The organism is Billgrantia montanilacus (assembly GCF_003336675.1).
GTDB lineage: Bacteria > Pseudomonadota > Gammaproteobacteria > Pseudomonadales > Halomonadaceae > Halomonas > Halomonas montanilacus.
This window is the reverse complement of the sequence record NZ_QPII01000002.1, coordinates 574,576-584,544: the sequence shown is the minus strand read 5'-3', so window position 1 is coordinate 584,544 and position 9,969 is coordinate 574,576. Positions and strand designations below refer to the sequence as shown.

At 61.4% G+C, this 9,969-nt stretch carries 11 protein-coding genes and 1 rRNA gene; 5 read left to right on the top strand and 7 right to left on the bottom strand.

The window, feature by feature from the left end; genetic code table 11:
• Nucleotides 1-101 (top strand): 5S ribosomal RNA (gene rrf, locus DU505_RS05365); the annotation flags it as partial.
• Between the two features lie 264 nt (nucleotides 102-365).
• On the opposite strand, the gene DU505_RS05360 is transcribed toward rrf, so the two are convergent.
• Nucleotides 366-641 (bottom strand): hypothetical protein, encoded by a 276-nt coding sequence (locus DU505_RS05360; RefSeq protein ID WP_114477939.1) that lies wholly within the window; start codon nucleotides 639-641, stop codon nucleotides 366-368.
• Nucleotides 642-1,038: 397 nt separating this feature from the next.
• Nucleotides 1,039-2,391 (bottom strand): NADP-specific glutamate dehydrogenase, encoded by a 1,353-nt coding sequence (gdhA, locus tag DU505_RS05355; protein WP_114477938.1) that lies wholly within the window; start codon nucleotides 2,389-2,391, stop codon nucleotides 1,039-1,041.
• Between the two features lie 252 nt (nucleotides 2,392-2,643).
• Here gdhA and DU505_RS05350 point away from each other — a divergent pair, with 252 nt between their 5' ends.
• Both DU505_RS05350 and rlmM read left to right on the top strand, forming a co-directional pair.
• The gene (locus DU505_RS05350) at nucleotides 2,644-3,087 is read left to right on the top strand and encodes a DUF2721 domain-containing protein (RefSeq protein ID WP_114477937.1); all 444 of its coding nucleotides are present in this window, start codon (nucleotides 2,644-2,646) and stop codon (nucleotides 3,085-3,087) included.
• 14 nt (nucleotides 3,088-3,101) lie between these two features.
• Nucleotides 3,102-4,181: a 23S rRNA (cytidine(2498)-2'-O)-methyltransferase RlmM gene (gene rlmM, locus DU505_RS05345; protein WP_114477936.1), complete on the top strand. Its 1,080-nt coding sequence runs from the start codon at nucleotides 3,102-3,104 to the stop codon at nucleotides 4,179-4,181.
• Between the two features lie 68 nt (nucleotides 4,182-4,249).
• Here rlmM and DU505_RS05340 read toward each other — a convergent pair whose 3' ends face one another.
• On the bottom strand, nucleotides 4,250-4,537 hold the full coding sequence (locus DU505_RS05340) for an antibiotic biosynthesis monooxygenase family protein (RefSeq protein ID WP_114477935.1): 288 nt from the start codon (nucleotides 4,535-4,537) through the stop codon (nucleotides 4,250-4,252).
• Nucleotides 4,538-4,568: 31 nt separating this feature from the next.
• Here DU505_RS05340 and tusA point away from each other — a divergent pair, with 31 nt between their 5' ends.
• Nucleotides 4,569-4,820, top strand: coding sequence for a sulfurtransferase TusA (gene tusA, locus DU505_RS05335; RefSeq protein ID WP_114477934.1), 252 nt, complete (start codon nucleotides 4,569-4,571; stop codon nucleotides 4,818-4,820).
• Nucleotides 4,821-4,929: 109 nt separating this feature from the next.
• Here the strand turns inward: tusA and DU505_RS05330 are convergent, their stop codons facing one another.
• From DU505_RS05330 to DU505_RS05320, 3 genes are all read right to left on the bottom strand, one after another.
• A complete protein-coding gene (locus tag DU505_RS05330; RefSeq protein ID WP_114477933.1) occupies nucleotides 4,930-5,640 on the bottom strand; it encodes a hypothetical protein in 711 nt (236 codons plus the stop codon).
• Nucleotides 5,641-5,777: 137 nt separating this feature from the next.
• On the bottom strand, nucleotides 5,778-6,788 hold the full coding sequence (locus tag DU505_RS05325; protein ID WP_114477932.1) for a DUF3080 family protein: 1,011 nt from the start codon (nucleotides 6,786-6,788) through the stop codon (nucleotides 5,778-5,780).
• 19 nt (nucleotides 6,789-6,807) lie between these two features.
• Complete coding sequence (locus DU505_RS05320) at nucleotides 6,808-8,256, bottom strand: MATE family efflux transporter (RefSeq protein WP_114477931.1); 1,449 nt, start codon at nucleotides 8,254-8,256, stop codon at nucleotides 6,808-6,810.
• A 318-nt stretch (nucleotides 8,257-8,574) separates the two neighbouring features.
• Between DU505_RS05320 and DU505_RS05315 the strand changes: the two genes are divergently transcribed.
• Entirely contained in the window at nucleotides 8,575-9,135 is a 561-nt protein-coding gene (locus DU505_RS05315) for an elongation factor P hydroxylase (protein WP_114477930.1), read from the top strand.
• On the opposite strand, the gene DU505_RS05310 is transcribed toward DU505_RS05315, so the two are convergent.
• Nucleotides 9,060-9,968 (bottom strand): LysR family transcriptional regulator, encoded by a 909-nt coding sequence (locus tag DU505_RS05310; protein ID WP_114477929.1) that lies wholly within the window; start codon nucleotides 9,966-9,968, stop codon nucleotides 9,060-9,062. The two genes, DU505_RS05315 and DU505_RS05310, sit on opposite strands and share 76 nt — an antisense overlap.
• Nucleotide 9,969: the final 1 nt, after the last annotated feature.

Genomic DNA, 9,969 nt, shown 5'->3' with positions numbered 1-9,969 from the left:
GTTCGGGAACCACCTGATCCCATGCCGAACTCAGCAGTGAAACCGCTCAGCGCCGATGGTAGTGTGGGGTCTCCCCATGCGAGAGTAGGTCATCGTCAGGCATTTATTCAGAAGCCCCGGCCATTGGTCGGGGCTTCGCTATTTGGGGGCCTCCCCATTTTCTTCCCGAAACCCCGAGTTCGAAAGAGCTCGGGGTTTTTCTTTTCCAGACGAGAGTCCTCTCTTTCAATGACCTGGCTGTATAAAGGGGGCGTATAAAACAGAATCACCCCCGACATTGCCGGAGGTGATTGCAGGAACCAACCTGAGGGGTGGTTGTTACTCGACTTAAGGGAGAAGCGAGTATCTGTGAGGATTAACAGGCATTACCAATCCTGGTCATCCTCGTCCTCTTCCTCCCATTCTTCCTCTTCATTCTCTTCTTCCCACTCCTCGGCGTCCCACTCTTCCTCTTCGTTCTCGTACTCGGTATCAGCACCAGCGCCAAAGCCGTCATCAGCTTCGCCTTCAGGAGCGGTTTCCTGTGGAACCGGCTCTTGGTCCTCTTCCTCGTGGAAGTCGGCAAGTGCCAGCGGGCTGGCAGCAAGACCAAAAGTGATACCAACAATACCGAGTTTCTTGAGGAATTCCTTGGACATCATGTGCATACCTCCATCGGAGTCTGACTTGAAGTGCCTAGGTGAAGCCTTGGGCTTCGTGCGTCATGACGGTGAAGAGTGGCCTGATGATGCAGCTCAACCCGCCTGTCTTGCTCACCATGGCTGAAGCAGGAGGTGGGCCAACTTCGCCAATAAAATAAAAAAAGCAATTATATCAATAATTTATAATAAATTCACAGGATGGTGCGGTGGCGGTCCAGGTACTATATCAGTGGTGATATCTGGCACATGCGCCGATGTAACACGTGCGAATTATTCTCGCTACCTCCTCCGGCTGGGTGAAAAGCTGGCCGGAGTTGGCCACCGTGTATACGAAAAAACCCGGCGCCAAAGGCGCCAGGCTTTAGTGGGCGGCTGCGAGAAGGGAGGGAGCGGTCGACTAGACGACACCCTGTTCGATCATGGCATCGGCCACCTTGCGGAAGCCGGCAATATTGGCCCCGAGCACCAGGTTCGTCGGCTCGTCAAATTCTCTGGCGGTATCGGCACATTGCCTGTGAATGTCGGTCATGATGGCCTGGAGCTTAGTGTCGACCTTCTCAAGCGTCCATTGCTGCATGCTGCTGTTTTGGGCCATCTCCAGCTGGCTGGTGGCTACGCCGCCCGCGTTGGCGGCCTTGCCGGGTCCGTATGCAATCCGTGCTTCGAGAAAGCGATCGACGGCATCGGCGGTGGAGGCCATGTTGGAGCCTTCGCTGATGCAGTGGATACCGTTCTCGAGCAGGGCCCGGGCATCGGCTTCCGTTACCTCGTTCTGGGTGGCGCTGGGGAAGGCGATATCGCCCTTGATGCGCCATACGGCATGGCCATCGGAAGGGTAGTCCTGGGCGTCGATGTAGTGAGCTTCGGGGTGATGCTCTACATATTCACGCAAGGAGGTGCGCTTGACCTCCTTGAGCAGCTTGAGGGTATCCAGGTCGATGCCTTCCGGATGATGTATCGTCCCGCGAGAGTCGGAGCAGGTGACAGGCCTGGCGCCGAGCTGGTAGAGCTTCTCGATGGTGTAGGTGGCCACGTTGCCGGCACCCGATACAAGGCAGGTCTTGCCCAGGATGCTGTCGCCTCGCGCCTCGAGCATGTTCTGGGCGAAGTAGACCGCGCCATAGCCGGTGGCTTCCTTGCGACCGAGTGAGCCGCCCCAGTTCAGCCCCTTACCGGTGAGAATGCCTTCATAGCGGCCCGTGAGACGCTTGTACTGGCCGTACAGGTAGCCGATTTCTCTGGCACCAACGCCGATATCCCCGGCTGGCACATCGGTAGTGGGGCCAATGTGGCGATACAGCTCGGTCATGAAGGACTGGCAGAAGCGCATGATTTCGCCATCTGACTTGCCCTTCGGGTCGAAGTTGGACCCGCCCTTGCCGCCGCCGATCGGGAGTCCGGTGAGTGCGTTCTTGAAGATCTGTTCGAAGCCCAGGAACTTGATGATGCTGGCATTGACGCTGGGATGGAAACGCAGGCCACCCTTATAGGGGCCCAGGGCGGAATTGAACTGTATGCGGTAGCCCTTGTTGACCTGTACCTGCCCGGCGTCATTGGTCCAGCTGACACGAAACATGATCTGGCGTTCGGGTTCGACGATACGCTCGATGATGCTGTGCTGATGGTAGCGAGGCACCGTGTCGAGCAGTGGGCGCAGGCATTCGAGTACCTCTTCGGCAGCTTGATAAAACTCGCCTTGGGCCGGACTGCTCTTCCTGAGACTTTCAAGGGTATCGTGCACGTAGGTCATTTGGATTCCTGAAAGAAAGTGGGTTGGGGCCACTATAATCCAATGCACCATTATGCAGCAACTGTATGGGCTATGCTGGGATTAGACATAGATATGAGGCGAAATTGCTTTTAAAAGGCAATAACCTGTGCACCATTATCGATCACTCGCCATGATTCATAAACGATATTCAAACGATATGCTTGTTCGTCCCCACGCTCTACACATGGCTGGTATCATGTATTTCCTTGAATAGACCGGAGTTCCAGAACCTTGACCCTGACGACACCGGCTCTGCTGTTTCCTGCCATTTCGCTGCTGCTGCTGGCCTATACCAATCGGTTTCTGGTATTGGCCCAACTGATTCGCAAGCTGGCAGAGGAAGAGCGCAGCCTCCATCAGGCCGCTACGGCACGCCAGATTCTGCTGCTGCGGCGAAGGATCTCGCTGACCAAGCGCATGCAGGTTGCCGGTGTGCTCAGTTTTCTGCTTTGCACCCTTTCGATGTTTGCCCTTTTCCTCTCGCTCGAGCTGCTGGGCATGATCCTGTTCGGGGCAAGCCTGGTCACGCTGTCCGTGTCCCTGGTCTACTCACTATGGGAAGTGACGATTTCAACGAATGCACTGAACGTACAGTTGCAGGATATCGAGGCGCTGGGTGGCAGGCAGAGCCGTAGCGGGAGCACCTCGCAAGATGAGCCGAAGGAGGCCCCTTGACACGGCAAGTCCAAATGGAAGAGAAGTCCCCGCTACCTGATCGGCTGCTGTTCTATTGCCGGCCCGGTTTCGAGGTTGACCTGGCAGCTGAAATCGATTCCCGCGTCAGTGGGCTCGGGTGGTCCGGCCAGGCGGAATACGACCCTCATGCCGGGTACGTCTGCTTTCATGTGTCGGACGAACGGTCCGTCAATCTGCTCCAGCGTGATTTGCGGTTGGAAGAGTTGATATTTGCGCGGCAGAGCCTGGTTGCGCTTCCGGCACTGACACTGTCACGTGAGAACCGTCTGTCGCCGATCATCGAGCAGGTGGTGGCGAGTGGCTGGAGCTTCGATGCCATCTGGCATGAAACACCTGACACCAATGACGGCAAGTCGCTCTCGGGATTGATCAAGGCACTGAAACGCCCCCTCGAGTCGATGCTGAAGAAGCGGGGGGCGCTACGCCGCAAGGCCGCCGGTCGCAGGCTTCACCTGTTGTGGAGCGATGGCGATCGGGTGCAACTGGGGATGAGCTTCCCCGGTAATCGCAGCGAGCTACCGGGCGGTATTCGTCGGCTGCGTTTTCCTCATGCCGCACCGAGTCGCTCGACCCTCAAGCTGGAGGAGGCCTGGCATGAGTTCGTGCCGCGCGATCAGTGGGACGAGCGATTGGGCGAGGGCATGCAGGCGGCCGACCTCGGCGCGGCGCCGGGAGGCTGGACCTGGCAGCTGGTGGCGCGAGGCATGAATGTCTTTGCCATCGATAACGGTCCGATGGATAAAACCCTGATGGCGACGGGGCTGGTGGAGCACCTGCGAGAAGACGGCTTCGTCTGGGAGCCGCCTGGTCGGCTCGACTGGTTGGTCTGTGACATCGTCGACCAGCCCTCCCGGGTTACGGCCATGGTGCAGCGCTGGCTGGAACGGCGCTGGTGTCGGGAGGCGGTGTTCAACCTGAAGCTGCCGATGAAGCGACGCTGGGAGGAGGTGACTCGCTGCCTTTCCAGGCTGGAGGCTGCGCTGCACGATGCTGGCGTGCGGGCGGAGATACGCTGCCGGCATCTATACCATGATCGGGAAGAGGTTACGGTGCATGTCAGGTTGCTGGACTGATTCCATCTGCAATGACCGAGGGTGGTAGAATCAGTCCATTCAAACCGGAGCGGTCCGAAGTGGGTGGCCTAATAGGACGGCTCATAGATGCGGATGGACTCATCCTCGGTCAAGAGCGGCCATATGCGTTGCATGACCCGGGTGCGCTCCTCGCTGTTGTACCACTCTTTCCAGGCGCGAAGATCTCTCCATTTGGTGATCATCAGGCGTCTGTCGCTGTGCCCGAGTTCCATGAGCGTTTCGCCGCCCACGAAGCCCCTGGCTCCCAGAGACCAGCGGATGGCCTCACGGGCGGCCTCCTCGTATTCCTCTTCCAGGCCGGGCATGATACGACGTTCGATAATGATCTTGATCATCTAAACTGGCTCCCTACACCGAGGTCGATCGATGGTTGATACTGCCGACTCCCTGCCGGATTTTCAGGCTGAACTGGACACGACCGGTCTCTACTGCCCTGAACCCATCATGCTGATGCACAACAAGGTACGGGACATGCAGACCGGCGAGGTGCTCAAGGTGGTGGCCACCGACCCGGCCACCACCCGGGACGTGCCGAAATTCTGCAGCTTTCTTGGCCATGAGTTGCTGGCTCAGCAGGCGTCGGATGAACGGTACCTCTACTTTATCCGCTTAGGCTGATGTATCGCCAGACCTTGCACGAAAAGTGCCTGAGCTTGCTGGCTTTCGTGCATGGTCTGGCCAGACGGTAGGGAGGCTGAAGTGGGTGACGACGTAAGCCCAGGCAGTCTCAGCCGGACGTCGCCGACTCTTCGGGAGCCACCATCAGTGCCAGGGCTTCCAGCGTGCCGGGATCCTGTTCCCGGATGCGGCTGGCGATGCTGCGCTGGAAGAAATAGACCATGCGGTGGCGGCTGTGGCCGGGGTAGAGACAGGGGTCTCCGGGGAGCACGGGAGTGGACTCGATCAGCTTCTCGTCGGCCAGCAAGGCCTCAGTGTTGCCATCGCTGTAGAGGCGCCAGCCGAATACCTGCTTCAGCTGCCACGGGCCGCGGTCGTCATCGACGCATAGGGCATGGGTGCCCAGGGTGTCCGGCAGTTGCTGGATCAGGGTGATGTCACGCGTCTCTTCGTAATCGAAGTAGGCGGCGGCATACTCCAGCTCGTAGGCCTTGTGAGGCGGTGCCGTCTCCATCAGTTCCTCGGTTTCCGGATCTCGGTAACCGATGAAGCTGCCGTGCTCGGAGTCGTCGATGTGATGGCAGGGGGTCAGCGCCTCCATCCATGGGACGAGGCCCACTACCTCTCCATCCTCGCGGAGGCCCCAGGCGAGAATCGGCATACCGTAGAAGGAGTCGGGGTCGGAGGCGAGACGATAGACCATCTCCAGGCCGTCGAGCTCTGGGCAAAGGCGTATCAGGCGTCGCTTGGCTAACTGTTTCTGGCGCATCGTTTCCAGGTCGATGACCCGGGCAGGGCGGGGTGACATTGTCATACCCATGATCTCCCTCCAGATTCTGCATGGGCCGAGCTGTAACGGGTCACGGCTGCGGCAAGGCTGACGGGATCCACACCTACCTACTTGTTCCCACCAATATCACAGAGTCACCTTGCAAGTTAAGCCTGACGAAAGGTTTTTCACTCACAGCGCTCGGCAAGCGCCTGCCAATGACGCCGATGTATATCGCGTGCCGTGAGAAAAGCGGGGAGCGGCGCTGCGGGATTATTCAGCGACAGCCAGCGGCCACGATAGTGGGCGACGGCTTTGGGAGGGGGGACATGGCTTTCCAGCAGTGCGTCGATGGCGCCCAGCCAGCGGTTGGCTAGCGCTTCGAGGTCGTCCAGCCACTCGGCTGCCGGCTTCTGCTGGAATAGCGACTTCAGTTCGGAGCCGGCCTCAGCCAGCGGCTGACAGCTGGCTGTATCAGCCAGGCTGGCTTCGAGTAGCGTATTGGCTTCACCGAGTCGCTGTTCTGCCAGCAGCAGGGCACGCAGCACTTCTGCTGTCAGTGGTCGGCGGCGAAGGGTGTCGAGGTGCCCCTCGAGGGTTGACGATGCATGCTGCCACTCCTGGCTGAACTGGTTCAGGGTGGCGGCGTGCAGCCACTCGATGGCTGCCAATTGCTCATCGATGGCGTCACGTGAATCGGGTTCCAGAGGAGAGCTGGCCCGGGAGAAGCTGCCGGTCCATTCATCGGAATCGAACAGGGTGTTCCAGCTGACCAGTGGCAGTTGCTCGGTCTTGGCCATGGTAAGTCGTGCCAGGCGATCACGATTGTTCTCGGAAAGTGCCGCCGGCACCTCGCTGTTCCAGCAGCCATGGAGGCGTCGCCAGAGCTCCAGTTCGTAGATCCAGCGCTGGCTGGGTGGAGCGACCCGGCCTAGCTGATTGTTCCTGGCAGCCACCAGCGAGGTGATATGACATTCTCGCAGGGCGTACACATCGAGCATGCTCTCGCGGGTTTCGGGAATCTCGAACAGGCGCTCGCGGCGATCGGGAAAGGCGCCGATATTGATGGGATCGCTAGGCTGTGGCTCCGGCTGTCCCAGTGCCTCGGCGAGGTCGCGCTGGTAGCTCGTCAGCAGGGCATCGCCTTCGCCACTGCCGCCGCAGCCGACCAGCAAGGCCGCGGTCATCAGGCCGGCCATGCATCGCTTCAGGCAGCGCTCAGCTGCGCGGGATCTCGAGAGCGCCATTCGCCACCCCCCTGGCCAGTCGCCGCAGTCGCTCGCCGAGCAGCAGGGCCGCCACGGTCAGCCCGGCGATCAGCCCGATCCAGTAGCCGTGCACCCCGAGGGGGCCGCTCCAGCCGGCAAGGCCATGCATGCCCAGCCAGTGTCCGCCGCCCAGCCCGACCAGCCAGTAGGCGACCAGCGTGATCACCATGACGACCCGGGTGTCCTTGTAGCCACGCAGCGCGCCGGCCAGATTGACCTGCAGCGAGTCGGAAACCTGATAGACCATGGCCAATATGACCAGTGAAACCGCCAGGCGTTGCACCGCGACGTCGTGGGTATAGAGAGCGATGACCGGTTCGGCGGTGAACCATAGCAGCAGGCTGTTGAACCCGGCCACCAGCAGGCAGATGGCGATACCGTTCCAGGCCACCAGGCGTGCATGGTCGGGGCGTCCCTGGCCCAGGGTGTTGCCGACCCGCACGGTCAGCGCCATGCTCAGCGACAGCGGCAGCATGAACAGGATCGAGGTGTAGTTGAGTGCGACCTGGTGTGCCGCGACCGTCACCTCGCCGAGGCTGGCGATGAATAGTGCGATCAGGGTGAACAGCGTCACTTCGACGAAGATCGCCACGCCGATCGGTACGCCGACATAGAGCAGCTCGCCGATCAGTTTCCATCGCGGCGGCGCGGGGTCGCACCAGAGTTCGACATCGCCGTAGGCCCGGGAGCGCCGGGTATAGGCGATCATCGCCAGGCTCATTACCCACATGGAGAGCGCGGTGGCGATACCGCAACCGAAGGCGCCAAGTGCAGGAATTCCCTGTACCCATGCGGGCAGCCACTCGCCGAACAGCTCGGTGAGCCCGTCGCCGCCATAGATCAGCACATAGTTGCTGGGTATGTTCACGGCCAGGCCCACCAGGCTGATCCACAGCGCAGGGCGGGTGTGGTTCATGCCGTCGGAGAAGGCCCGCAGGGCCTGGAACAGAGCGACCCCGGGCATGCCGAAGGCGACGGCGGAGAGGTAGGCGGCCGAGCGCCGTGCCACCTCATCAGGCACCTCCATCAGCCGGAAGATCGGCATCACCGTGAACCACAGCAGCAGGGCTGCACCCAGGCCGAGCGCCAGGGCCACCCACAGCGCCTGATGCACGTTGGGGCGGATGCGAGCGGTGGTACCGCCGCCCAGCAATTGGGCGACGATGGGGGTGAGTCCCATCAGGGTGCCGGTCATGAACAGCATCAGTGGCAGCCAGATGCTGGAGCCCACGGAAACCGCTGCCAGGTCGGTGGCGCTCAGGCGCCCGGTCATCATTACATCGACGACGCTCATGCCGGCCTGGGCCAGCTGGGCGCCGCAGATCGGCAGCGCCAGGGTAATCAGCGGCCGGGTTTCCTTGCGGCTGACACCGGCGAGTTGGGTGAAAAAGGTGGCCAAGGGTCATGCTCCATGCAGGCGATATGGACCGCCATGACGTCGTAATGCCTGGTCTCAACGACCAAGGGAACCGGTTATGTTAGCAACTACCGGTGGTTTTCGCCCGATGTGGCACTAGGAGCCTGTCGGACTTAACGCTGATCTACTGCGAGATCCGGTCTTTCGGCCAATTTCATTCGATCTGATTCGTTAAATAGCGGGCTATTCGCCTCATCAGATCGATAAACTTGTCTCGAAATCCAAACCTCTCGTGACGATCGGTCAAATCCGACAGGCTCCTGGCTTATAATGAATCCTTCTCTATGACCCGGAGCCCACGTGACCCACCGACTCGACGATGTGATCGCGCTGTTCGACGGACTCTTCCAGGACACCTTCAATACGCGGCTGGTGCGCGGTGGCGATGAGCCGCTCTACCGGCCGGCCGATGCCGGCTGCGCCTTTCATCGGGTGATCTTCGCACATGGCTTCTATGCCAGCGCCCTGCATGAGATCAGCCACTGGTGCATCGCCGGGGAGCGGCGTCGTCGGCACGAGGACTACGGTTACTGGTATCTTCCCGATGGCCGCGATGCCGAGCAGCAGCGCGCCTTCGAGGCCGCGGAGGTGGCTCCCCAGGCGCTGGAGTTGCTCTTCACGCGTGCCTGCGGCCGGCCGTTCAATGTCAGCGTCGACAACCTGGGTGGCGAGGCGGAGGTGGACCGTGACGCCTTCCTGGCCCGGGTCGAGGCGAGGGCTTCGCGGTATGAACGTGAGGGCTTGCCGCCCCGGGCGGCGGCGTTCCAGGCCGCGCTGGCGGCGTTCTACCGCGAGGGGCGAAGCCTGGACGACGCCGTCGCGTCAGGGCGCGCTTCGCTGCCGGAGTCGCTGCCGGCCTGACGCCACGCTTCCTTGCCCAGGGCCAGCAGCGGTGCCAGCGCGGGTGGGGCATGATGGGTCGGATAGGCGACGCCGATGGTCTGATGGATGACCAGGCCATCGATGGGGCGGCACTGCACGTCGTGTCGCGCGAGGATCTCGGGCCAGGCCGGCACCAGGGAGACCCCGACACCGGCGGCGACCAGGCCCAGGGTGTACTCGATGGTGCGCAGGCGCGCTCGGATCTGGCAGCGCACTTCCACCGCGTTCAGCGCGGCGGCGAGTTGCTCCATGGCGGCGCAGGGGTGACGCCAGATGAAGGGCAGCCCATCCAGGTCGCCCAGTGAGATCGACGCCTGCATGGCCAGTGGATGTCCACTCGGCAGCGCCAGGCGATAGCTATCGTGCCAGATCGGCTGAAAGCGCTCTCCATGGGCCAGGTCCTGTTCGCCGATGATGCGGGCATCGCAGCGCTCTTCCGGATTGACCAGCGTCAGGGCCAGATTGTCGCCACGGCCGATGTACTCCTTGAGCAGCGCCGTCATGCGGCTGGCGCCCAATGAGCGCATCAGGCCCAGGCGAACCGGCGTGGGCGGCGAGTCGGTGCGAAACAGGCGGCTGATGGCGTCCAGGTTCTCGCTGACCTGGCGCGCCAGTGGATAGAGCCGGTGGCCCTCCTCGGTGGCGGTGATGCCACGACGGTGCCGCTCGAACAGAGGCGTGCCGAGCCGCTCCTCCAACTGGGCCAGCGCCGTGGAGATGGAGGGCTGGGCCACATGGCAGTGTCGGGCGGCAGCGCTGATCGAGCCGCTCTCGTAGGCCGCGATGAAGTAGCGCAGGCTGCGCACATCCATA

What these genes read in the sequence shown, in the direction of transcription:
- DU505_RS05360 (WP_114477939.1), bottom strand. Translation starts at nt 641, where the DNA reads ATGATGTCCAAGGAATTCCTCAAGAAACTCGGTATTGTTGGTATCACT.
- gdhA (WP_114477938.1), bottom strand. Translation starts at nt 2,391, where the DNA reads ATGACCTACGTGCACGATACCCTTGAAAGTCTCAGGAAGAGCAGTCCG.
- rlmM (WP_114477936.1), top strand. Translation starts at nt 3,102, where the DNA reads ATGGAAGAGAAGTCCCCGCTACCTGATCGGCTGCTGTTCTATTGCCGG.
- DU505_RS05340 (WP_114477935.1), bottom strand. Translation starts at nt 4,537, where the DNA reads ATGATCAAGATCATTATCGAACGTCGTATCATGCCCGGCCTGGAAGAG.
- tusA (WP_114477934.1), top strand. Translation starts at nt 4,569, where the DNA reads ATGGTTGATACTGCCGACTCCCTGCCGGATTTTCAGGCTGAACTGGAC.
- DU505_RS05330 (WP_114477933.1), bottom strand. Translation starts at nt 5,640, where the DNA reads ATGGGTATGACAATGTCACCCCGCCCTGCCCGGGTCATCGACCTGGAA.
- DU505_RS05325 (WP_114477932.1), bottom strand. Translation starts at nt 6,788, where the DNA reads ATGGCCGGCCTGATGACCGCGGCCTTGCTGGTCGGCTGCGGCGGCAGT.
- DU505_RS05310 (WP_114477929.1), bottom strand. Translation starts at nt 9,968, where the DNA reads ATGGATGTGCGCAGCCTGCGCTACTTCATCGCGGCCTACGAGAGCGGC.